The sequence below is a fragment of the Streptomyces sp. R-07 genome (assembly GCF_049913175.1).
In the GTDB taxonomy this organism is placed as follows: domain Bacteria; phylum Actinomycetota; class Actinomycetes; order Streptomycetales; family Streptomycetaceae; genus Streptomyces.
In genome coordinates this window covers 871,747-892,031 of record NZ_CP183978.1, presented here as the reverse complement: position 1 = coordinate 892,031, position 20,285 = coordinate 871,747, and the positions used below count along the sequence as shown (strand labels likewise).

Below are 20,285 nucleotides of genomic sequence, written 5' to 3'. Positions count from 1 at the left end.
CTAGCGGCGGGCCGTGACCGTGCCGTCGCGGGAAACTCCTAGCGGCGGGCCGTGACCGTGCCCTCGACGGCGAAGAGCTGCTCCTCGACGTGGTCGAGCGCGAGTCGCAGGGCGCCCGTGCCCACCGCGGCCTCGCCCAGCAGGGACAGCACCACCCGGGGCGGCCGCAGACAGAACCGCGCCAGCTCCTCGCGCAGCGGCTGGAGCACCCCGTCGAGCCCGGCCGCCCAGCCGCCGACGACCACCAGTTCGGGGTCGATGGCCAGGACCAGGGCCGCCACGTCGTGCACCAGCCGCTGGATGAACCGTTCCACCGCCGCCTCCGCACGCGCGTCGCCCTTGCGGGCCAGCGCGAAGACCTCGGCGACCGCCTGCTCGTCCAGCGGGTGCAGCGGCTCGTCCGTGGTCGAGAGCAGATGCTCGGGGGTGACGCCCCGGCCGAGCAGGTGCAGGGCGCCGATCTCCCCGGCCGCCCCGCCGAAGCCGCGGTGCAGCCGGCCGCCGATCAGCGAGCCCGCGCCGGGGCTCAGGCCGGCGAGCACGAAGACGATGTCGTCGGAGTCGGTCGCGGCACCCTTCCAGTGCTCGGCGACGGCCGCCGCGTTCGCGTCGTTCTCCACGATCACCGGGCAGCGGAAGGAGCGCCGCAGCCGCTCGCCGAGCGCGAGGCCCGTCCAGCCGGGCAGCGCCGTGCCGAGGCGTACGGTGCCGTCGGCCTCCACGATGCCGGGCGTGCCGACGCCGACGGCCCGCAGGTTGGACCGGGCGACCCCGGCCCTGCGCAGCACGTCGGCAACGACCGTACGCACCCGGTCGAGACGCTCGTCCTCGGGCGCCGTCTCCGACACCTCGCGGGACCCGGCGCCGATGATGCGCCCGTCCAGACCGGAGAGCAGGGCGGCCACGCGGTGCGGGCCGATCTCGATGCCGAGCAGGTGACCGGCCTCCGCACGGAAGCGGAACCTCCGCGCCGGACGTCCCTGCCGCCGGGCCTCGCCCTCCTCGGGCGCCGACTCGACGACGAGCCCGCCCTCCATGAGACCCTCGACGACCCCCTCGACCGTGGGCCGCGACAGGCCCGTGATCCGGGTCAGATCCGTGAGCGTGGGCGCGTCGGCGCCGCGCAGCGCATGGAGTACCACCGCGGAGTTGATCCGCCGCAGCAGAGACGGATCCCCGCCGGTCAGCCGCCCCACCGTGTGTCCTCCCAGCTCGTGCACTTCTCAGCCGGATGGTACTCAATGGGTCCGCGCGCGGCGAGTGCCGCCCCCGTGGCCGTCCCGGGCCGGCCGTGCCGGGCCCGCCGCCCGCCTCCTGACGGAACGCCAACTGTCGGTGCCGGCCGCTTTACTGGTCCCATGACCACGGCACGGCACCTGGCGACGATCGACTTACTCCGCACCCGCGCCTTCCCGGCGCGACCGGAGCGATCCGGACCCGTCGAGAGCGGTCCCGGCTTCCACGTCGGGGAGCTCGCGACGAGCGAGGACTTCTGGGAGGACGACGGCACGCGGAGCCTGCTCGTCGAAGAGCAGTACGAGGCGGAGCGGGACGGACTCGCCGCCCTGCTCACGGCCCGCTGGGGCCCGCCGGACGAGGTCGGTCTCTGGTCCGTCCTGGAGCGGACCATGGACGGCGAGGAGATACCGGAGCCCTGGTCCACCCTCAGCAGCCACACGCCGGACGTGACCCTGTGGCGCGTGGACGGACGGTGGATAGGCCTCGGCGTCTCCCACTGGGACAAGGAGCTCCCGTACCAGCTCCTCGCCGTGATCACCGAGGTCGACCCGCCCTAGGGGGTGTCCTGCCGATCAGGGCCGGGCTCGCCAAGGCACCCGCTAGGCGGCCCCGGTCGCCGCCGCCCGCAGCCGGCCGAACTCCTCGGCCATCGTCGCCGCCGTCCAGTGGGCGTTGAGACCGCTCGGGTTGGGCAGCGCCCAGATCCGGGTGGAACCGATCACGCGGTCCTGCGGGCCGATCGTCGCCTTCGGCTCGCCGAAGGCCGTGCGGTACGCCGTGACGCCGACGACCGCGAGCCAGCGCGGCGCCAGCCGCTCCACCTTCTCCACGAGCAGCCGCCCGCCCTCGCGGTACTCCTCGCGGCTCAGCTCGTCGGCCCGCGCGGTCGCCCGCGCCACCACGTTCGTGATGCCGAGACCGTACGTCAGGAGCTCCTCCTGCTCGTCCGGCCGCAGCTGCCTCGGGGTGAACCCCGACAGGTGCAGCACCGGCCAGAAGCGGTTGCCCGGCCGGGCGAAGTGGTGGCCCGTCGCAGCCGTCATCAGACCCGGGTTGATCCCGCAGAAGAGCACGGAAAGGCCGCCCGCCACCACGTCGGGAACGACACGGTCGCGAGCGGCCTCCAGCTCCTGCTGGCTGAACCGGGGAGTCCGGGTCAGAGGATCGCCCCGGGGGTGTAGGCGGCGGCCTCCGGGTGCTGCTTGAGGATCTCCTCGATGCGGGAGACCACCGACGCGACCTGGTCGGCGGCGGCGCCCGTGAAGGACAGCTTGTCCGCCATCAGCTCGTCGAGCTGCGCCCGGTCCAGCGGGATCCGCTCGTCGGCGGCCAGCTTGTCCAGGAGCTCGTTGCGCTCGGCGCCCTGCTCGCGCATGGCGAGGGCGGAGGCGACGGCGTTCTCCTTGATGGCCTCGTGGGCGACCTCGCGGCCCACGCCGGCGCGCACGGCGCCCATGAGGACCTTCGTCGTCGCCAGGAAGGGCAGGTAGCGGTCGAGCTCGCGGGCGACGACTGCCGGGAAGGCGCCGAACTCGTCCAGCACGGTCAGGAAGGTCTCCAGGAGACCGTCGAGCGCGAAGAAGGCGTCCGGCAGCGCGACCCGGCGGACCACGGAGCAGGACACGTCGCCCTCGTTCCACTGGTCGCCGGCCAGCTCGCCGGTCATCGAGGCGTAGCCGCGCAGGATGACCATGAGGCCGTTGACGCGCTCGCAGGAGCGGGTGTTCATCTTGTGCGGCATCGCCGAGGAGCCGACCTGGCCGGGCTTGAAGCCCTCCGTGACCAGCTCGTGGCCCGCCATCAGACGGATCGTCTTGGCGATCGACGAGGGTGCGGCGGCCAGCTGCACCAGCGAGGTGACCACGTCGTAGTCGAGCGAGCGCGGGTAGACCTGACCGACCGAGGTGAAGGCGTGCGCGAAGCCGAGGTGCGCGGCGATCCGCTGCTCCAGGTCGGCCAGCTTGCCGGCGTCGCCGCCGAGCAGGTCCAGCATGTCCTGCGCGGTGCCGACCGGGCCCTTGATGCCGCGCAGCGGGTAGCGGCCGAGCAGCTCCTCCAGGCGGGCGTAGGCCACGAGCAGCTCGTCGGCCGAGGTCGCGAAGCGCTTGCCGAGGGTGGTCGCCTGGGCGGCGACGTTGTGCGAGCGGCCGGCCATGACCAGCTCCGCGTACTCGGCGGAGAGCTTGCCGAGGCGGGCGAGGACGGCGACCGTGCGGTCCCGCACGAGCTCGAGGGAGAGGCGGATCTGGAGCTGCTCGACGTTCTCGGTGAGGTCGCGCGAGGTCATGCCCTTGTGGACGTGCTCGTGGCCGGCGAGGGCGTTGAACTCCTCGATCCGGGCCTTCACGTCGTGCCGGGTGACCTTCTCGCGCTCGGCGATGGAGCCGAGGTCGACCTGGTCGAGAACGCGCTCGTAGTCGGCGAGGGCGGCGTCCGGAACCTCGATCCCGAGGTCCTTCTGCGCACGCAGCACGGCGAGCCACAGCCGGCGCTCCAGCTTCACCTTCTGCTCGGGGGACCAGAGGACGGCGAGCTCCGCGGAGGCGTAGCGGCCGGCCAGAACGTTGGGGATACGGGGCTTCGCAGTCACAGCAGTCACGTGCACAGAGTTTACTGGTGGTTTCTGCAGGCCAGCGCCACGGTCCCGTGTGGAGCTTGCTACGAGACGCAGGTCACGCGCAGGCGTGGGCGCCCCGCTACGGAACGGCCGGGGGTTCGTACGGCAGCAGCTCCGGGCGCTTGGGCGCGCGGCCGTCACCCGACGAGCGGCCGGTCAGGCGCCGTCCGATCCACGGGCCCAGGTGCTCCCTGGCGAAGCGGGCGTCCGCGACCCGGCGGCTCGCCCAGCCTGGCTGTACGGCCGGGGGAAGCGGCGTGCGCCAGTCCTCCTGGGGTGCCAGGCCGAGGGTCTGCCACACGGCCTCGGCGACCCGCCGGTGCCCGTCGGCCGTCAGATGGAGCCGGTCCACGTCCCACAGCCGGGGGTCGCCCAGCGACGGGGCCCCGTACAGGTCGACGACCAGGGCGCCGTGTTCGGCGGCGAGTGCGTCGATGTGGGCGAACAGCTCCTCCATCCGGGGGCGGAAGCGCTCCATGACCGGGCCGTTCCGGCCGGGGCTGCGCATCAGGACGAGCTGCCCGCACGAGGGTGTGAGGCGTTCCACTGCCTCGGTGAGCAGGTCCCGCACCCGGACCATGTCGACCTTGGGGCGCAGGGTGTCGTTGAGACCGCCGACCAGGGTCACCACATCGGCCTTCATGCCTGCGGCCAGGTCGACTTGCTCGTCGACGATCTGCCCGATGAGCTTGCCGCGCACGGCGAGGTTGGCGTAGCGGAAGCCGGGGGCGCGGGCGGCGAGACGGCCCGCGAGGACGTCGGCCCAGCCCCGGTAGGAACCGTCGGCCTTCAGGTCCGACATACCCTCGGTGAAGCTGTCCCCGACGGCGACGAGACTGTTGTACGTGGCATTGATCTTCATGGCGGAGCGATCATACCGTGCGGTATGCGACGGATGCCGTGGAGAACCCGGGAGGGGAAACCCGATGAGCGACGCGCTCCTGAGCACGCTGGCCGAGGCCCTGGCCGAGCTGGTGACGGAGGTCGAGACCTCCGCCGACGAGATCCTCGCACGCGACACGGCCGTGAAGTGGCTGGAGAACACGGCGCAGACCCTGCGCACACTCGGCCCCGCCGACCGCCGCGCCCTCGACGGACTCCTCCGGGAGGCCGCGCTGCGGCATCCGCCCGGCCCCCGGCGCGAGGAGCTCTTGAGCGTGTCCGAGGGCTTCGGCCTCACCGAGGCCCCCCACACCGCCATCTGCGAGGCGGCCCTGGAGAGCGCCCGGCGCTTCGCCGCGACCGTCCGCCCGGCCGACCCGGCGACCCCCGTCCCCACCTGCCCCGGCTGGACCCTCGCGGACCTCACCCGCCACGTCGGCACCGTGCACCGCTGGGCCGAGCACCTCGTACGCACCGGCGCCACCACCCGGGTCCTGGCTCGCGACGTCCCCCTGGACGCGCCGGCCGACCCCGCCGCGTACCCCGGCTGGCTCGCCGCCGGAGCCGAGCGGTTCGCCGCCACCGCGCGCGAGGCCGACCCGGACGCCCCGGTCTGGTCGCCCGGCGCCGACCCGCACGTCCGCCACTACCCCCGCCACGTGCTCTTCGAGACCGTGGTCCACCTCGCCGACGCCGAACTCGCCGTCGCCGGGACGGCGGGACCCCTCGACCCCGGCACGGCAGCGGACGCCATCGACCACTTCCTGGGGAACGCGCCGTACATCCCCCGGATCGCCGAACCGCTGGCCCACCTCGGCCGCGACGGTGCCGTCCTCCGCCTGAGCGCCCGCGACACGGGCGCCGTCTGGACCGTCGCCCTCGGCGGGGGCGGCTTCACCTGGAGCCGGGGGAGCGGCGGTGCCGAGCCGACCGCCGGCGTCGCGGCGGACACCGGGGAGCTGCTGCTCCTGCTGCACCGCCGGTACGGGGCCGACGACCCGCGCTTCACGCACACCGGCGACCGGGACCTGCTCGACGACTGGCTGGCCGCCACCGCGCTGTGACGACGCCCAGCGCGCCGCGCGTTGCGACGCCAGAGGACGCCGGGTTCTGACGGCTCGGGAGGGCACCGGGCTCTGGCGACGCCCAGCGCGCCGCGCGTCACGACGCCGGAGGACGCCGGGTTCTGACGGCTCGGGAGGGCACCGGGCTCTGACGACGCCCAGCGCGCCGCGCTCTGACCACGCCGAGGGGCCCCGGGTGGAAACCCGGGGCCCCTCTCCTTCAGCTCACGGCGTCACGGCGTCACGGCGCCGCCGGGCGCCCCACCAGCTCGCGCAGCACGTCCTCCATCGTCACGAGGCCGGCCGGCTTGCCGTCCTCGTCGAGGACGGCCGCCAGGTGCGTCCGGCTGCGGCGCATCGCGGTGAGGACGTCGTCCAGCGGCGTCGCCGCCCGGACCCGGGCGATCGGCCGCAGCGCCGACACCGGGAACGGCAGGTCGCGCGGGGTGACGTCCAGGGCGTCCTTGACGTGCAGATAGCCCAGGATGCGGCGCTCGGCGTCGAGCATCGGAAAGCGGGAGAAACCGCTCCGCGCCGACAGCGCCTCCAGCTCCTCCGGGGTGGTGCCGACCTGCGCGTACACCACCTTCTCCGCCGGCATCACGACGTCCCGCACGGGACGCCGGCCCAGTTCCAGGGCGTCGTGCAGCCGCTCGGCGGCACGGTCGTCCAGGAGACCCGCGTCGCCCGCGTCGGTGACCATCCGGGCCAGCTCGTCGTCCGAGAAGGTCGCCGAGACCTCACCCTTGACCTCCACCCGCAACAGCTTGAGCAGGGCGTTCGCGAAGGCGTTGATCGCGAAGATCACCGGCCGCAGCGCCCGCGCCAGCGTCACCAGGGGCGGCCCGAGGAGCAGCGCGGAGCGCGTCGGTTCGGCGAGCGCGATGTTCTTCGGCACCATCTCGCCGAGCAGCATGTGCAGATACGTCGCCAGGGCCAGCGCGATCCCGAACGAGATCGTCGCGGCCACGCCGTGCGGCACGCCGACCGCGTCGAAGACCGGTTCGAGGAGATGCTCGATGGCCGGCTCGGCGACGATGCCGAGGACCAGGGTGCAGAGCGTGATGCCGAGCTGCGCCGCCGCGAGCATCGCGGAGACGTGCTCCAGGCCCCAGATGACGCTGCGCGCCCGCCGGTTCCCGGACTCGGCCAGGGGCTCGATCTGACTGCGGCGGACCGAGATCAGGGCGAACTCGGCGCCGACGAAGAAGGCGTTGACGACCAGCGTGAGCAGACCGATCAACAGCTGGATCGCGATCATCGGCCGGCCTCCCCGGACTCGTGCGTGTCGTGCGAGGTGGGGTGCGCGGGGGCGTGCAGCAGCACGCGCGCGGCGCGCCGGCCCGAGGCGTCGACGACGTCGAGCCGCCAGCCGGCCACCTCCACCGTGTCGCCGGCGGTGGGGATGCGGCCCAGCTCCGTCGCGAGGACACCCGCGAGGGTCTCGTACGGGCCGTCCGGCACCCTCAGTCCGATCGTGGCCAGCTGGTCCGTACGGGCGGCGCCGTCGGCGGACCAGAGCGCGCGCCCGTCCGCGTCCTCGCCCGCCTGCGCCAGGTCCGGCGTCTCGTGCGGGTCGTGCTCGTCGCGTACCTCGCCGACGACCTCCTCGACGATGTCCTCCAGGGTGACGACCCCGGCCGTGCCGCCGTACTCGTCGATGACGACGGCCATCGTCTGCTTGCCCGACAGGCGGTCGAGCAGCCGGTCCACGGTGAGCGTCTCGGGGACGAGCAGAGGCTCGCGGAGCATCTCGCCGATCCGGCGGCGGGGCCGCTCCTCGGCCGGTATCGCGAGCACGTCCTTGATGTGGGCGATGCCGACGACCGCGTCGAGGCTGCCCCGGTAGACGGGGAAGCGGGACAGGCCGGTCGCGCGGGTCGCGTTGGCGACGTCCTCGGCGGTGGCCTGCACCTCCAGGGCGGTGACCTGCACGCGGGGCGTCATCACGTTCTCCGCGGTCAGCTCGGACAGGTTGAGGGTACGGACGAACAGCTCGGCCGTGTCCGCCTCCAGGGCGCCCTCCTTCGCGGAGTGCCGGGCGAGCGCCACCAGCTCCTGCGGGGAGCGCGCGGAGGCCAGCTCCTCGGTCGGCTCCATGCCGATGCGGCGCAGGATCCGGTTCGCGGTGTTGTTGAGGTGGCTGATCAGCGGCTTGAAGGCGGCGGTGAACACCCGCTGTGGGGTCGCGACCACCTTCGCGACGGCGAGCGGCGAGGAGATCGCCCAGTTCTTCGGGACCAGCTCGCCGACGACCATCAGGACGACGGTCGAGAGGGCGGTGCCCAGGACGAGGGCGACCGAGGAGGCCACGGAGGACGAGAATCCGAGTGACTCGAGGGGGCCGCTGATCAGCGCGGCGATCGAGGGCTCGGAGAGCATGCCGACGACCAGGTTGGTCACGGTGATGCCCAACTGGGCGCCGGAGAGCTGGAAGGTGAGGGAGCGGACGGCCTTGAGCGCGCTCGCCGCGCCCCGCTCGCTGCGCTCCGCGGCCCTTTCGAGCTCGCCGCGCTCGACCGTGGTCAGCGAGAACTCGGCCGCGACGAACGCGCCGCACGCGAGCGCGAGCAGGAGCGCCACCACGAGCAGAAGCACTTCGGTCATCGGTTCACCTCCGTCCCATGATCAGTCGGCGGGAGGAGGATCGCTCGATGGAGCTGGTCGGAACCAGTGCTACTGGGAGGCTCGCCCATGGGCGGACGCTCACACCTTTCGGTCGTCGGGTCGGGACACCATGGTAAAGGACCGGCAAAGCGGGGTGGTGATCGGCCCGCGGTCACGGGGCGAAGGGCTTCACCCAGCGGCGCCACTGCTCCTGCCGCTCGTATCCGGCGGCCCCCCACGCGGCGTGCGCCGTCTCGTTGGCCACCAGCACCATCGCGTCCGCACGGCGCCCGCCGAGCGCGGCGAAACGATCCTCCGCCGCGCGCAGGAGCGCGGTCGAGATGCCCTGCCGGCGGTGCGAGGGCAGCACGGCGAGCCGGTAGAGCGAGGCCCGCCAGCCGTCCCAGCCGGCGATCACGGACCCCACGATCCGCCCGTCGGGCAGCGTGGCCAGGATCAGCGCCTCGGGATCGCGCTCCAGGAGCCGGGTCACCCCGCGCACGTCGTCCGAGATGGACGTGCCCTCGGCGGACTCCCGCCAGAAGGCCAGGACGGCCTCCGCCTCGTCGGTCAGAGCGGCGCGAATCTTCACATCGATCATGGCCCGAATCCCATCACGCGTCGCGGCGGAGCCGCCAGGGATTACCGCCGTGCCGTCCCCAGGACACAGGGGGAGGACGGCAGCCTCGGGCCCTGCTCCGGGACGTCGAAGGAGCGGTACGAGACGAGGTCGAAGCCCGCCGCCTCGATGGCCGCGAGCGGACTGCGGGAGGTGTGGCAGCCGCCGAAGAGCAGCGGCCAGACCGTGCGGTCGAGGCCCCGCTGCACGCGCGCGAGCCCGGGCGTGTCCGCCACCCCGTGCTCGAAGAACCGCAGCTCGCCGCCGGGCCGCAGGACCCGCCGCAGCTCCGCGAGGACCTCCGGCACGTTCCGGACGGTGCACAGGACCAGCGAGGCCACCGCCGCGTCGAAGGCGCCGTCCGGCCCCGGCAGCGCCTCGGCCGTGCCGGGGAGCACGGTCACCGGGACGTCGGCCCCGCGCGCGGCCTCCTCGGCGAGCCCGCGCAGATGGGGCTCGGGTTCGACGGCCACGACCTCGGTGACCCCGGCCGGGTAGTGCGCGAAGTTCAGACCGTTCCCGGCGCCGATCTCGACGACCCGGCCGGAGAGCCCGGCGAGCAGTTCCGTCCGCAGGGCGCCGAGCCCGCCCCGCGTGTCGGCCGACACGCTGAACCGGGCGTAGAACCGGGCGAACAGCGGATGGTGGACGCGAGGAGCGCGGGACGCCGGACGGTTCGGAGCCATCGGTGCCGCCCCTCAGCCCGTCACGAAGCAGAACTCGTTGCCCTCCGGGTCCCGCATGACCTGGAAGGACCCCTGCTCGTCGGTGACGAGCCCGCCGACCGTGACCGCCCCCAGCGGCAGCACCTCATCGGCCGCCCGTGCCGGATCCGGCACCTCCAGATCGAGATGCAGCCGGTTCTTCGCCGCTTTGCCCTCCGGAACCCGCTGGAAGGCGATCCGTACGAACTCCGGCGGATCCACGTACGACCAGTCGGCGCTCCGGTCGACGGGTTCGCCGCCGAGGAGGCCGGCCCAGAAGCGGACGAGCGCCGCCGGAGCGGCGCAGTCGAAGACGATCTCCTGAACGTGTGCGCGCATACCGTCAGCCTACGGAGATGCGCGCACGCCGTCAGCCTACGGAGAGCGGTGCCGCCTGCGCTCCCGCGAACGCCTCCGCGTCCCACGTGCCGCCGAGCTCCGGCCCCAGCCAGCCACCCGCCGCCGCCCGGAACTCCGCCGGGTCGAGCGCCCCCGACCCCTCCGGTACGGCTCCGAGCAGCGGAGCGCCCGCCGCCTCCGGCAGGTCCGCGAGATTGCAGCGCGCCGCGAGGTCCGGCGCGTCCGGCCAGCTGCCGACGACCACGCCCAGCTGCTCGATCCCACGGGCCCGCAGCGCCTCGGCCGTCAGGGTCGTCGAGTTGAGCGTCCCCAGACCGGCCGGGGCCACCACCAGGACCGGCGCGCCGAGCAGCGCGGCCGCGTCGGCGAGCGTGCCGCCCTCCTCGTCGAAGCGGACGAGCAGCCCGCCCGCGCCCTCCACGAGCACCAGGTCGTGCTCGGCGGCCAGCTTCCGGGCGGCCTCGGCGACCTCCCGGGGGCCGACCGGCGCCATCCCGGCCCGTCGGGCGGCCGTCCCCGGGGCCAGCGGCTCCGGGAAGCGGCCGAGCTCGGCGGAGGCCGCGGCGCCCGAGAGGCGTACGACCTCGTCGGCGTCGCCCTGGTCGTCCGGCCCGACACCCGTCTGCGCGGGTTTCAGGACGGCGACGGAGCGGCCGGCGGCGGTGGCCACGGCGGCGACGGCCGCGGTGACGATCGTCTTGCCGATCTCCGTGCCGGTGCCGCTGATGACGATGATGCGCATGGGGTGTCCTTCCTTGTTCGGTGCGAGGCCTGAGGGTTCAGGCGCGGAAGCCTCTGGCGCCGGCACGGGCGCCGTTCCGTTGTGCCCACCCTCCCCCGAGCTCTCCGCTCCGCTCGAGCAGGGGGGACCCCCATCGCCCTGGGGGCACCTCCCGGACGAAGTCTGGGGGAGGAACGCATGCCACAACGGGGTGGGCACCCCTGTCAGCCTGCTGCCGCAGCCGCCCGTACCGCCGTGCAGATCCGGGCAAGGTCCTCGTCGCTCGTCACGTACGGCGGCATCGTGTAGATCAGGTCGCGGAACGGGCGCAGCCACACGCCCTCCCGGACCGCCGCGCGCGTCGCCGCCGCCATGTCGACCTCGTGGTCGAGCTGGACGACGCCGATCGCGCCGAGCACCCGCACCTCGCGGACGCCCGGCAGGCCGGCCGCCGGGGCGAGCCCGTCCCGCAGACCCGCCTCGATCCGCTTGACCTCGCGCTGCCAGTCCTGGGAGAGCAGCAGGTCGATCGAGGCGAGGGCGACCGCGGAGGCGAGGGGGTTGCCCATGAAGGTCGGCCCGTGCGCCAGGACCGGGACCTCGCCCCGCGAGATCCCGTCGGCGACGCGGCTCGTGCAGAGCGTCGCCGCCATCGACAGGTAGCCGCCGGTCAGCGCCTTGCCCACGCACATCACATCGGGGGAGACGCCGGCCTGGTCGGCCGCGAACAGCGTGCCCGTCCGCCCGAACCCGGTCGCGATCTCGTCGAACACGAGCAGTACGTCGTGCGCGTCGCAGGCCTCCCGCAGCACCCGCAGGTACGCCGGGTCGTGGAAGCGCATGCCGCCCGCGCCCTGCACGACCGGCTCCACGACCACCGCGGCCAGCTCGTGCGCGTGCTCGGCGATCCGGGCGCGCAGCAGCTCCGCGTACGACTCCTCGTACGCGGCCGGCGGCGCGTCCGTGAACACCTGCCGCTGGAGCACTCCCGACCACAGCTCGTGCATCCCGCCCTGCGGGTCGCACACGGACATCGGCTGCCAGGTGTCCCCGTGGTAGCCGCCGCGCCAGGTGAAGAGCCGCTGCTTCTCGGGGCGGCCCAGTGAACGCCAGTACTGCAGGCACATCTTGGCGGCCACCTCGACGGAGACCGAGCCCGAGTCGCTGAGGAACACGTGCCGCAGCGGTTCCGGGGTGATCTCCACGAGCCGGGCGGCGAGCCGGACGGCGGGCTCGTGGGTGAGCCCGCCGAACATGACGTGGCTCATCTTCTCCAGCTGGCCGCGCACCGCCTCGTTGAGCACGGGGTGGTTGTAGCCGTGGACCGCCGACCACCACGAGGACATGCCGTCGATCAACTCGGAGCGGCCCTCGACGGGTTCGGCGAGCCGGAGGCGCACACCGGACGCGGACGCGACGACCAGCGGCTCCGCACGGCCCGGCATGGGGCCGTACGGATGCCAGACGTGCGCCCGGTCCAGGGCGAGGAGCTCGTCGTTACGCATTCGGCGCGAGGTCCGTGCCGGCGCCCCGGCGGCGCACCGCCACCAGGTCGGTGCGGGCCTCGTTCGCCCGGGGCTCTTCGGCGACGGGCGCCGCGTGACCGCCGCAGGGACCGCAGCCGCCGGCCTCCTCCGCGTGCCCACCGCAGCCCGCGCCGTCCGCGGAGGCCTCCGAGCCGCAGCCCGCCGAGGCCATCGAGCCGCAGCCACCCGTCGCACCGGCCGCCGCGAGCGCGTCCGCGCGGTGCTTCGGCAGCGTGGTCGTCCCCGCGCCCTCCACCTCGAAGCCCGCGTCCGCGATCATGTCCAGGTCGGCCTGGCCGGCCTGGCCCTCGCTGGTCAGGTAGTCGCCGAGGAAGATCGAGTTCGCGATGTTCAGCGCCAGCGGCTGCATCGAGCGCAGGTGGACCTCACGGCCGCCGGCGATCCGCACCTCGACGTCGGGGCAGACGAACCGGACCATCGCGAGGATGCGCAGGCAGCGCTGCGGGGTGAGGTTCCACTCCTTGGCGAGCGGGGTGCCCTCGAACGGGATCAGGAAGTTGACCGGCACCGAGTCCGAGTCGAGCTCGCGCAGCGCGTAGACGACGTCGACCAGGTCCTCGTCGGTCTCGCCCATGCCCGCGATCAGACCCGAGCACGCCGACAGACCGGCGGCGTGCGCCTTCTGCACGGTGTCCACACGGTCCGCGTAGGTGTGGGTCTTGGTGATGCCCTCGTACGTCGCCTCGGACGTGTTCAGGTTGTGGTTGTACGCGTCGGCGCCGGCGTCCCGCAGCCGCTCCGCCTGGCCGTCCGAGAGCAGACCGAGGCAGGCGCACACCTCGACGCCCTCGTTCTGCTCCTTGATCGCCTCGATCGTCTTCCCGACGCGCTCCACGTCCCGGTCCGTCGGACCACGGCCGCTGGCCACCAGGCAGACCCGCTTGGCACCGCCCGCGACACCCGCCGCCGCGGCCTGCGAGGCCTCGTCCGGCTTCAGCCACGTGTACTTGAGGATCTCGGCCTTCGAACCGAGCCGCTGCGAGCAGTACGAGCAGTCCTCCGGGCAGAGACCGGACTTCAGGTTGACCAGGTAGTTGAGCTTCACCCGGCGCCCGAACCACTGACGGCGCACCTTTCCGGCGGCCGCCACCACATCGAGCAGTTCGTCGTCGGAGGTCGCCAGGACGGCGAGCGCTTCTTCACGGGTCGGCAGCTCGCGCCGCAGCCCCTTCTCCACCAGCGTGTTCAGCAGGTCCATAACCGCAGATCCTTGCCTACCGCCCACCCCCGGGCCAAGGAGGATCCGAACAAACGCCTCCGATCGAGGTGTGTGGATGACCACATCACGACCTCGGCATCCTCCGGTTAGGGTCTGTGCGCTGCCTACAAAAGGATCGCCGCATGCCACGGGACGACGACGCACGGGCCGCGAGCCCGCGCCGCACCGCCTTCGACTGGACCGACGCCGAGGCGCGCCGCCGGGCCGAGGCCGGTCTCGTCCGGACGCTGCGGCCCCGGGCGGCCGAGTCGGACCTCCTGGACCTGGCGAGCAACGACTACCTCGGCCTCACCCGCCGGCCCGAGGTCACCGAGGCGGCGGCCGAGGCGGCCAGGCGCTGGGGCGCCGGCTCCACCGGCTCGCGGCTCGTCACCGGCACCACCCGGCTGCACACCCGCCTGGAGCGGGAACTCGCCGAGTTCTGCGGCTTCGAGGCGGCCCTCGTCTTCTCCTCCGGCTACACGGCCAACCTGGCCGCGCTCACCGCGCTCGGCGGCCGGGACTCCCTGATCGTCTCCGACGCCTCCAACCACGCCTCGATCGTCGACGGCTGCCGCCTCGCGCGCGCCGAGGCCGCCGTCGTCCCGCACGCCGACCCCGAGGCCGTCGCCAAGACCCTCGACGCGCACCCGGGGCGCCGCGCGCTGGTCGTCAGCGACTCCGTCTTCTCCGTCGACGGCGACAAGGCCCCGCTCCCCGCGCTCGCCGAGGCCTGCCGCGCGCACGGCGCCGGACTCGTCGTCGACGACGCCCACGGCTTCGGCGTCCTCGGCGACGGCGGCCGGGGCGCCCTGCACGAGGCCGGGCTCGCGGGCGACGAGGACGTCGTCGCCACCCTCACCCTCTCGAAGTCCCTCGGCAGCCAGGGCGGCGCCGTCCTCGGCCCGGCCCGGGTGATCGAGCACCTGGTGAACGCGGCCCGCACCTTCATCTTCGACACCGGGCTCGCCCCGGCCGCCGCAGGCGGCGCGCTGGCGAGCCTGCGCCTGATCGCGGCCGAGCCGGGCCTCGCCGAGCGGGCCCGTACCGTCGCCACCACCCTGCACCGGCTCCTGACGGACGCCGGCCTCACCGCGGCCCGGCCCGACGCGGCCGTCGTCTCGGTCCGCGCGCCCTCCCCGGAGGCGGCGCTGCGCTGGGCGGCGGACTGCCGCGAACAGGGTCTGGCGGTCGGCTGCTTCCGGCCCCCGTCCGTCCCCGACGGCATCTCGCGGCTGCGCCTCACGGCCCGGGCCGATCTGACGGACGCGGAGATCGGGCGAGCGGTGGAGACGATCCTGCGGACCGCGCCGGCGGTCTGACGGACCGTCGGGAGGTCCAAGGGCGTTCACGGGCACCAGAGTTCACCGCTTCGGGCGACAGATGGGGACAAATCTTGGTGGAACGCCTGCCGGGGCGGCACCATCGGTGGGACTCTGACGCGAAGCGCGATCCGGGGCGCAGGCTCCGGCGGGAAAGGGACAGGGTCGCCATGGCAGACCACCAGGAAGCATCCGTCACGCTGCCGAGCGATCCCGCGTCGGTCCCCACGGCCCGGCGGTTCGTCGCGGAGGTCCTCGACGGGTGGGGCCTCGACGGGGTCGACGACCTGGCGGACGCGATCCGCCTGATGGTCTCGGAACTGGCCACCAACGCCGTCCTGCACACCTTCGGCCAGTCGCCCACCTTCACGGTCGACGTCCGCCTGGAGCGCGAGGAGCACCTCCACATCGGCGTCACCGACAGCCACCCGCGCTGGCCGCGCCGGCTCCCGGCGGCGGTCCAGCAGGACAACGGCCGGGGCATGGTCATCATCCGCTCCCTGGCGGCGGAGGCGGGCGGCCGCCTCTCGGTCACACCGACCGAGGAGGGCGGCAAGACGGTCTGGATCACCCTTCCCTGGACGGCGGCCCCGCTCGCCCGTCGCTAGCGGGCTCTTCGTACCATCGCCCGATGAGTACCTACGAGGGGATCCACCCCACCGTCCCCGTCCGGGTGGGCGAGCGCGAGGCGGAGATCGACGAGCGGCTCGCGCCCGCGATCGAGGCGATCTGGCGCTCCGGCTTCGACACCTGGACCTGCTGTCAGGACGTCGGCGAGTCCAATGAGAGCTGGGTGGAGAAGCTGCCGCACATGGCGGCGTACGTGGAGTCGCGGCGCGGCTGGATGCTGATCGACTTTCCCGTCGACAGCGGCCTCGCGTTCCTCTCGGCCGTGGCGAACGCCGGCCCCCGCGACGACTTCTACGTCCGGATGACGCACTGGGCCGCCCCCGACGCGTGGCAGGTGGGCATCAAGCCTATGGACGCGGCGATGTTCGACGAGGAGCAGCCCTCGCGCTTCCGTCCGCAGCTCCTCGACGTGAACTTCCCCGGGTACGACCTTCCGGAGCTGACCCGGCGGCTCCACGCGCACGTGGCCGGCGAGCAGGTCCCGCCCGGGCCCGTCGACTGGAGCAGCGTGGGCCGCTGACCCCCTAGGGGGTGAGGGGTCCGGCGGCGCCACCGCACCCCTCACGGACGGACCGCTACGGCTGCCGGATCATCGGACGCGGCCGTAATAGACCTTCGACGTCCAGATCTTGTCGAGCTTCACCCAGGATCCCGTCTTGGGCGAGTGCCAGATCTTGCCGCTGCCGGCGTAGATGCCCACGTGGTAGACGCTCCCGCCGGAGTGGAAGAAGACCAGGTCCCCCTTCTGTCTGCTGGACGCGGAGATGTGCCGGGTCTTGTTGTACTGCTGCTGCGCGGTGCGGGGCAGCGACTTGCCCGCCTTCTTGTACGCGTAGAGCGTCAGACCGGAGCAGTCGAACCGGGTGGGTCCCGTGCTCCCGTACCGGTAGGGGGCTCCCTTCTTGGACGCGGCGACGCTCAGTGCCTTGTTCGCGTATGTCGTCGCTGCCTGGGCCTCGGGTGCCGCACCTGGTGCGAACATCGTGCCGCCGACGGCGGCGAGGGTGAGAGCCGAGACGGCTCCGGCCCGGGACAGCAGGGACGGGACGTGCATCTGCGCAGTCATGCGCAACCCTTCGTCAGCCGCCTGCGAAGGATGACCTGTCGGGTTCGGGCTGGCGAAGATGCCCGGCCGCGGCTGCGGCTTCACCCCAAGGGACGGCCCCGCTGCGGAAACAGCGCGTACGTCCCGTACTGCTCGGGTCCTCCACTCCTGCCGATCCACTCCTGTCGACCAGACATCCGGGACAGCGGCAGGACTCGGCGTCCGCCCGGACCGCCCCGCCGCGGATGGCGGGGGCTTGTCGTCGACAGGGATCTTGACCCACGACATGGGCGAAAACCGAGCTGAAACGGCGATATGTGAGGCTCCTCACGACTGATCCATACGGGTGGACAGACAGCCTTTGTGATCTTCGGAGGTTTGGCCTACGAGCCCCGCACCAGCGGCGGAACGCCCCATTCCGCCAAATGCGTACACCTGTTGCGCAACTCACCCCGCGCATATGTCGACTCGTCGACTACGCCGAACGGGGGAGCGATTCTGCGATCCGTGTCGGCCGTCCGGACCTCGACACGACATGCCGGAATGTCAACTCGCCCGTGTCCGCGGGACGGTGACGCGGTCGGCCCGGCGCTCACCGTCCAACACCCGCAGGGCGCGCGCCAGAGTGTCCGTGTGCACCTCGCTCTCGCCCCGCATATGCATGAGCGTCAGAGCCTCGCGCAGCGCCTCCGCGCGTCCCACCAGGGCCTGCGCCGCTCGTAGGGCCCCATAGGTATGCGTACCCCTGGATGGGTTGATCTTCCCCAGGAGGTCGACGACTTCGAGGTACGCGTCGATCAACTCGCCCTCGGCCCGCGTCAGCGCGGGCAGCGGCGGCAGCTCGGGCACCACGGCCGGCTCACCGCGCCGCGCCGGCGTCGCGCCGGCTCGTGATCACGTGGTCCACCAGGCCGTACGCGACGGCCGACGGCGCGTCCAGGACGGTGAGGCGGTCGATGTCGGCGTCGACCCGCTCCTCGCTCTGCCCGGTGTACTCGGTGAGCATCCCGGCCACCAGGGCGCGCAGCCGGAGCAACTCGCGCGCGTGGATGTCGAGGTCACTCGGCTGCCCCTGGAGGGGCTCGTCCATGGCCGGCTGCCGGAGGGTGATGCGGGCGCCGGGGAGGACGGACCGCTTGCCGGGGGTGCCGGCGGCGAGCAGCACGGCGGCGGTGGACGCGGCCTGACCCAGGCAGGTGGTCTCCACGTCGCAGAAGAGCGACCGCATCGTGTCGTGGATCGCGGTCATGGCGGTGATCGAGCCGCCGGGGGAGTTGATGTAGAGCGCGATGTCCTGGCCGGGGGCCGCGTGGTCGAGGTGCAGGAGCTGGGCGATGACGTCGTTGGCCGAGGTCTCGTCGATGGGTGTGCCGAGGAAGACGATCCGGGATTCGAGGAGCTTCGAGTACGGGTCGAGGGTCCGGGTCCCGAAACTGGTCCGCTCCGTGAACTCGGGCAGGACGTAGCGGGCGTCCATGGGTGAGCACCTCCAGCTGTGTCTGTAAAAAATGTACAGGAAGTACAGGCCGTAAGATGAGGAGCATGACCTACGAGATCCCGGTGACGCAAGCGCGGGCAGAGCTCGCCGACCTCATCAACCGCGTGGTGTACGGCGGCGAGCGCGTCGTCGTCACCCGCCACGGGAAGCCGCTCGTCGCCCTGGTCTCCGCCGCTGACCTGGAAGAACTCGAGGCGGCGGAGAAGCCCGTCGACGAGCAGGTGGTCAGCTCGGTCTCCGCCCTCCGTCCGGTCGACTCCGCTGCCGGCGAACAGCGCCGCTTCGGCATCGCCGCCCACCACCGCGACCCCGGCGCTTCCTGACGCGCCCATCGCAGCAAGAAGCCGCGTACCCCCGTCCGCTACAGCGGGGGTACGCGGCCGTTGTGGGTGCGGGCCTCAGCCCACCGGCACCGGAGCCTGCGCCGGCGCGGCGGCCGCTTCCGCCCCGCGGCGCCGCCCGCCGAGCGCGGTCGCGGTCAGGCCCGCCGCGGCCCAGAGGGAGAGGACGAGGAGCGGGCGGCCCGCCGCCGCGCCCTCGAAGGCGGACACGGACCGGAGCGCCGAGCCGCCGGCGCCCGGCGGCAGCCAACGGCCGAGCGTCCCCGCCCAGGTGGGCAGCAGCTCCGGTGCGCTCGACATCCCCGAGAACGCGTTGCCGAGCAGGATCGTCAGGGCCGCACCGAGTCCGAAGCCGGGCTTGCCGAGCAGCGTGGCGAGTCCCGCGAAGGCCGAGCCGATCGCCAGGACCGTCAGTCCCAGGACCCCCGCCTCCGCCCACCAGTCGCCGGACAGCGCTCCGAGCCAGCTGTCGGCGAGCGCCGCGCCCACGAGCCCGGCGAGTGCCGCCGCGCCCACCATGGTCGCGACCGCCCGGGCCCCGCGCAGTCCGAGCAGGACGGTGGCGGCCCCGGTGGCCGCCCCGGCCAGGGCGAGGGGGAGCAGGCTCGCGCCGAGCACGGCGCCGCGCGGATCGCCCGCCGGTGCGGCGACCACGTCCGTGACCGTGACCGGCGCTCCCGCCGGGGCCTGGGAGGTGACGGCCTCGCGGAGCAGTCCGGCCACGAGGGGGCTCGCCGCCGAGGCGGTGAGGAGTTCCGTTCCGCCCGGGGTGACGACCACGGCGCCGTACACCTCGCGGTCCTCGATGGCGGCCCGCGCGGCGGCGGCGTCCTCGTAGCGGTGGACCTCGAAGGCGCCCTCGTGCCGTCCGAGTCCCCGCTCGACCGCGCCGGCCGCGGCGGCGGGTCCGGCCACGCCGACCGGCAGGTCGCGGGGCGCGATGCGCGCGGCGGGCCAGGCGAAGACCCAGAGGGCGAGGGCGGCGACGACCGGTATCAGTACGAGTACCGCGAGGGTTCTGCGTCCCACGGCTGACGCGGCGGTGGCGGCGGGCATGACGGCCTCGATTCACAGCGAAGGATCGTTCGTTTTACGTGAGCCCCAGCGTGCGCCGCGCCCTGGAAGTTGTCAAGAATGAATATTCGTTTTAGGTTCGGGTGCATGGCACGTGTCTCCCAGGAACACCTCGACGCCCGGCGGCGCCAGATCCTCGACGGCGCGGCGCGCTGCTTCGCCCGCAACGGCTTCCACGCCACGTCCATGCAGGACGTGCTCGCCGAGGTGGGCCTGTCGGCCGGCGCCGTCTACCGATACTTCCGCGGCAAGGAGGAACTGATCGGCGCCATCGCGACCGAGGCCTTCGCCGGGATCCGGGGCGCCTTCGAGGAGGCGTCCCGCGCCACTCCGCCGCCCACCCCCGACGTCCTCCTCGGCGCGGTGCTCCGGCTCTTCCTGGAGGAGCGGATCGAGGGCGCCGACCGGCAGGCCTTCGCGCGCCTGATCATCCAGGTGTGGACCGAGACCCTGCGCAACGAGCGGCTGGCGGAGACCCTCTCCCAGGGCTACGAGGGGATGCGGGTCGCCTGGACGAGTCTGGTGACCGCCTATCGGGAGAGCGGCCTCCTGCACGCCGACGTCCCCGCCGACCACGTGGCCCGCACCCTCATCGCCACCGCCCAGGGCTTCATCGCCCAGCAGGCGCTCTTCGGCGACGTTTCCGTCGAGGTCCTGGAGGACGGGCTGCGTGGCCTGATGTCGATGTCTGCGCCAGGGGGGCGCGCCGAGCCGATCCGATGATCATGAGAATGCAAAGCCTGAGTTAACGAGCCGGAAAAACTTCGGCCCTAACGTGCAATGTCTGACCGTGCACCGCATCTCCGCAGTTCAACAG

23 protein-coding genes and 1 riboswitch are annotated in these 20,285 nt (G+C 73.1%); of the genes, 7 read left to right on the top strand and 16 right to left on the bottom strand.

Annotated features, from left to right (window positions below; translation table 11 throughout):
* Window positions 1-38: 38 nt before the first annotated feature.
* Complete coding sequence (locus ACN9M0_RS04165; RefSeq protein ID WP_366035512.1) at window positions 39-1,196, bottom strand: ROK family transcriptional regulator; 1,158 nt, start codon at window positions 1,194-1,196, stop codon at window positions 39-41.
* Window positions 1,197-1,358: 162 nt separating this feature from the next.
* On the opposite strand from ACN9M0_RS04165, the gene ACN9M0_RS04160 reads away from it, so the two are divergent.
* Entirely contained in the window at window positions 1,359-1,796 is a 438-nt protein-coding gene (locus tag ACN9M0_RS04160) for a hypothetical protein (RefSeq protein ID WP_366035511.1), read from the top strand.
* A 42-nt stretch (window positions 1,797-1,838) separates the two neighbouring features.
* On the opposite strand, the gene mug is transcribed toward ACN9M0_RS04160, so the two are convergent.
* The 3 genes from mug to ACN9M0_RS04145 form a co-directional block, all read right to left on the bottom strand.
* A complete protein-coding gene (gene mug, locus ACN9M0_RS04155) occupies window positions 1,839-2,333 on the bottom strand; it encodes a G/U mismatch-specific DNA glycosylase (RefSeq protein ID WP_399699787.1) in 495 nt (164 codons plus the stop codon).
* 62 nt (window positions 2,334-2,395) lie between these two features.
* Window positions 2,396-3,838 carry an adenylosuccinate lyase gene (purB, locus tag ACN9M0_RS04150; protein WP_426403127.1) on the bottom strand — a complete coding sequence of 481 codons (1,443 nt, stop codon included), beginning with the start codon at window positions 3,836-3,838 and terminating at the stop codon, window positions 2,396-2,398.
* A gap of 97 nt (window positions 3,839-3,935) precedes the next feature.
* Window positions 3,936-4,718 carry an SGNH/GDSL hydrolase family protein gene (locus ACN9M0_RS04145; protein WP_366035508.1) on the bottom strand — a complete coding sequence of 261 codons (783 nt, stop codon included), beginning with the start codon at window positions 4,716-4,718 and terminating at the stop codon, window positions 3,936-3,938.
* A 64-nt stretch (window positions 4,719-4,782) separates the two neighbouring features.
* Here ACN9M0_RS04145 and ACN9M0_RS04140 point away from each other — a divergent pair, with 64 nt between their 5' ends.
* Window positions 4,783-5,802, top strand: coding sequence for a maleylpyruvate isomerase family mycothiol-dependent enzyme (locus ACN9M0_RS04140; protein WP_426403126.1), 1,020 nt, complete (start codon window positions 4,783-4,785; stop codon window positions 5,800-5,802).
* Window positions 5,803-6,043: 241 nt separating this feature from the next.
* Here ACN9M0_RS04140 and ACN9M0_RS04135 read toward each other — a convergent pair whose 3' ends face one another.
* The 8 genes from ACN9M0_RS04135 to bioB form a co-directional block, all read right to left on the bottom strand.
* Window positions 6,044-7,063, bottom strand: coding sequence for a hemolysin family protein (locus tag ACN9M0_RS04135; protein ID WP_399699781.1), 1,020 nt, complete (start codon window positions 7,061-7,063; stop codon window positions 6,044-6,046).
* Entirely contained in the window at window positions 7,060-8,409 is a 1,350-nt protein-coding gene (locus ACN9M0_RS04130) for a hemolysin family protein (protein ID WP_426403125.1), read from the bottom strand. The genes ACN9M0_RS04135 and ACN9M0_RS04130 overlap by 4 nt, the downstream gene beginning before the upstream one ends.
* Window positions 8,410-8,581: 172 nt before the next feature.
* Window positions 8,582-9,010, bottom strand: a complete 429-nt coding sequence (locus tag ACN9M0_RS04125; RefSeq protein ID WP_366035504.1) for a GNAT family N-acetyltransferase — start codon at window positions 9,008-9,010, stop codon at window positions 8,582-8,584.
* Window positions 9,011-9,051: 41 nt separating this feature from the next.
* Window positions 9,052-9,714, bottom strand: a complete 663-nt coding sequence (locus tag ACN9M0_RS04120; RefSeq protein ID WP_426403124.1) for a class I SAM-dependent methyltransferase — start codon at window positions 9,712-9,714, stop codon at window positions 9,052-9,054.
* A gap of 12 nt (window positions 9,715-9,726) precedes the next feature.
* On the bottom strand, window positions 9,727-10,071 hold the full coding sequence (locus tag ACN9M0_RS04115) for a VOC family protein (protein WP_366035502.1): 345 nt from the start codon (window positions 10,069-10,071) through the stop codon (window positions 9,727-9,729).
* Window positions 10,072-10,102: 31 nt separating this feature from the next.
* Window positions 10,103-10,834, bottom strand: coding sequence for a dethiobiotin synthase (bioD, locus tag ACN9M0_RS04110; RefSeq protein WP_366035501.1), 732 nt, complete (start codon window positions 10,832-10,834; stop codon window positions 10,103-10,105).
* A gap of 203 nt (window positions 10,835-11,037) precedes the next feature.
* Window positions 11,038-12,318, bottom strand: a complete 1,281-nt coding sequence (locus tag ACN9M0_RS04105) for an adenosylmethionine--8-amino-7-oxononanoate transaminase (RefSeq protein WP_426403123.1) — start codon at window positions 12,316-12,318, stop codon at window positions 11,038-11,040.
* The gene (gene bioB, locus ACN9M0_RS04100) at window positions 12,311-13,558 is read right to left on the bottom strand and encodes a biotin synthase BioB (RefSeq protein ID WP_426403122.1); all 1,248 of its coding nucleotides are present in this window, start codon (window positions 13,556-13,558) and stop codon (window positions 12,311-12,313) included. The genes ACN9M0_RS04105 and bioB overlap by 8 nt, the downstream gene beginning before the upstream one ends.
* A 143-nt stretch (window positions 13,559-13,701) precedes the next feature.
* Here bioB and ACN9M0_RS04095 point away from each other — a divergent pair, with 143 nt between their 5' ends.
* The 3 genes from ACN9M0_RS04095 to ACN9M0_RS04085 all read left to right on the top strand — a co-directional run bounded on the left by ACN9M0_RS04095 (window position 13,702) and on the right by ACN9M0_RS04085 (window position 16,030).
* Window positions 13,702-14,880, top strand: a complete 1,179-nt coding sequence (locus tag ACN9M0_RS04095) for an 8-amino-7-oxononanoate synthase (protein WP_366035498.1) — start codon at window positions 13,702-13,704, stop codon at window positions 14,878-14,880.
* A 170-nt stretch (window positions 14,881-15,050) separates the two neighbouring features.
* A complete protein-coding gene (locus tag ACN9M0_RS04090; protein WP_399699771.1) occupies window positions 15,051-15,488 on the top strand; it encodes an ATP-binding protein in 438 nt (145 codons plus the stop codon).
* Window positions 15,489-15,511: 23 nt separating this feature from the next.
* Complete coding sequence (locus ACN9M0_RS04085; RefSeq protein WP_366035496.1) at window positions 15,512-16,030, top strand: hypothetical protein; 519 nt, start codon at window positions 15,512-15,514, stop codon at window positions 16,028-16,030.
* Window positions 16,031-16,099: 69 nt separating this feature from the next.
* Here the strand turns inward: ACN9M0_RS04085 and ACN9M0_RS04080 are convergent, their stop codons facing one another.
* The 3 genes from ACN9M0_RS04080 to ACN9M0_RS04070 form a co-directional block, all read right to left on the bottom strand.
* Window positions 16,100-16,576 carry a C40 family peptidase gene (locus ACN9M0_RS04080; RefSeq protein ID WP_366035495.1) on the bottom strand — a complete coding sequence of 159 codons (477 nt, stop codon included), beginning with the start codon at window positions 16,574-16,576 and terminating at the stop codon, window positions 16,100-16,102.
* Window positions 16,577-16,579: 3 nt separating this feature from the next.
* Window positions 16,580-16,701, bottom strand: a riboswitch (cyclic di-AMP (ydaO/yuaA leader).
* A gap of 400 nt (window positions 16,702-17,101) precedes the next feature.
* The gene (locus ACN9M0_RS04075) at window positions 17,102-17,407 is read right to left on the bottom strand and encodes a hypothetical protein (RefSeq protein WP_366035494.1); all 306 of its coding nucleotides are present in this window, start codon (window positions 17,405-17,407) and stop codon (window positions 17,102-17,104) included.
* Between the two features lie 7 nt (window positions 17,408-17,414).
* Window positions 17,415-18,032 (bottom strand): ATP-dependent Clp protease proteolytic subunit, encoded by a 618-nt coding sequence (locus tag ACN9M0_RS04070; RefSeq protein WP_366035493.1) that lies wholly within the window; start codon window positions 18,030-18,032, stop codon window positions 17,415-17,417.
* 65 nt (window positions 18,033-18,097) lie between these two features.
* Between ACN9M0_RS04070 and ACN9M0_RS04065 the strand changes: the two genes are divergently transcribed.
* The gene (locus ACN9M0_RS04065) at window positions 18,098-18,376 is read left to right on the top strand and encodes a type II toxin-antitoxin system Phd/YefM family antitoxin (RefSeq protein ID WP_366035492.1); all 279 of its coding nucleotides are present in this window, start codon (window positions 18,098-18,100) and stop codon (window positions 18,374-18,376) included.
* A 75-nt stretch (window positions 18,377-18,451) separates the two neighbouring features.
* Here the strand turns inward: ACN9M0_RS04065 and ACN9M0_RS04060 are convergent, their stop codons facing one another.
* Window positions 18,452-19,450, bottom strand: coding sequence for an ABC transporter permease (locus tag ACN9M0_RS04060; protein ID WP_366035491.1), 999 nt, complete (start codon window positions 19,448-19,450; stop codon window positions 18,452-18,454).
* A 105-nt stretch (window positions 19,451-19,555) separates the two neighbouring features.
* On the opposite strand from ACN9M0_RS04060, the gene ACN9M0_RS04055 reads away from it, so the two are divergent.
* Window positions 19,556-20,191: a TetR/AcrR family transcriptional regulator gene (locus tag ACN9M0_RS04055; RefSeq protein ID WP_366035490.1), complete on the top strand. Its 636-nt coding sequence runs from the start codon at window positions 19,556-19,558 to the stop codon at window positions 20,189-20,191.
* Window positions 20,192-20,285 lie beyond the last annotated feature (94 nt).

What these genes read in the sequence shown, in the direction of transcription:
- ACN9M0_RS04160 (WP_366035511.1), top strand. Translation starts at nt 1,359, where the DNA reads ATGACCACGGCACGGCACCTGGCGACGATCGACTTACTCCGCACCCGC.
- ACN9M0_RS04145 (WP_366035508.1), bottom strand. Translation starts at nt 4,718, where the DNA reads ATGAAGATCAATGCCACGTACAACAGTCTCGTCGCCGTCGGGGACAGC.
- ACN9M0_RS04070 (WP_366035493.1), bottom strand. Translation starts at nt 18,032, where the DNA reads ATGGACGCCCGCTACGTCCTGCCCGAGTTCACGGAGCGGACCAGTTTC.
- ACN9M0_RS04105 (WP_426403123.1), bottom strand. Translation starts at nt 12,318, where the DNA reads ATGCGTAACGACGAGCTCCTCGCCCTGGACCGGGCGCACGTCTGGCAT.
- ACN9M0_RS04080 (WP_366035495.1), bottom strand. Translation starts at nt 16,576, where the DNA reads ATGACTGCGCAGATGCACGTCCCGTCCCTGCTGTCCCGGGCCGGAGCC.
- ACN9M0_RS04090 (WP_399699771.1), top strand. Translation starts at nt 15,051, where the DNA reads ATGGCAGACCACCAGGAAGCATCCGTCACGCTGCCGAGCGATCCCGCG.
- ACN9M0_RS04055 (WP_366035490.1), top strand. Translation starts at nt 19,556, where the DNA reads ATGGCACGTGTCTCCCAGGAACACCTCGACGCCCGGCGGCGCCAGATC.
- ACN9M0_RS04130 (WP_426403125.1), bottom strand. Translation starts at nt 8,409, where the DNA reads ATGACCGAAGTGCTTCTGCTCGTGGTGGCGCTCCTGCTCGCGCTCGCG.
- ACN9M0_RS04140 (WP_426403126.1), top strand. Translation starts at nt 4,783, where the DNA reads ATGAGCGACGCGCTCCTGAGCACGCTGGCCGAGGCCCTGGCCGAGCTG.
- ACN9M0_RS04125 (WP_366035504.1), bottom strand. Translation starts at nt 9,010, where the DNA reads ATGATCGATGTGAAGATTCGCGCCGCTCTGACCGACGAGGCGGAGGCC.
- bioD (WP_366035501.1), bottom strand. Translation starts at nt 10,834, where the DNA reads ATGCGCATCATCGTCATCAGCGGCACCGGCACGGAGATCGGCAAGACG.
- bioB (WP_426403122.1), bottom strand. Translation starts at nt 13,558, where the DNA reads ATGGACCTGCTGAACACGCTGGTGGAGAAGGGGCTGCGGCGCGAGCTG.
- ACN9M0_RS04095 (WP_366035498.1), top strand. Translation starts at nt 13,702, where the DNA reads ATGCCACGGGACGACGACGCACGGGCCGCGAGCCCGCGCCGCACCGCC.
- ACN9M0_RS04065 (WP_366035492.1), top strand. Translation starts at nt 18,098, where the DNA reads ATGACCTACGAGATCCCGGTGACGCAAGCGCGGGCAGAGCTCGCCGAC.
- ACN9M0_RS04085 (WP_366035496.1), top strand. Translation starts at nt 15,512, where the DNA reads ATGAGTACCTACGAGGGGATCCACCCCACCGTCCCCGTCCGGGTGGGC.
- ACN9M0_RS04060 (WP_366035491.1), bottom strand. Translation starts at nt 19,450, where the DNA reads ATGCCCGCCGCCACCGCCGCGTCAGCCGTGGGACGCAGAACCCTCGCG.
- ACN9M0_RS04115 (WP_366035502.1), bottom strand. Translation starts at nt 10,071, where the DNA reads ATGCGCGCACACGTTCAGGAGATCGTCTTCGACTGCGCCGCTCCGGCG.
- ACN9M0_RS04120 (WP_426403124.1), bottom strand. Translation starts at nt 9,714, where the DNA reads ATGGCTCCGAACCGTCCGGCGTCCCGCGCTCCTCGCGTCCACCATCCG.
- ACN9M0_RS04135 (WP_399699781.1), bottom strand. Translation starts at nt 7,063, where the DNA reads ATGATCGCGATCCAGCTGTTGATCGGTCTGCTCACGCTGGTCGTCAAC.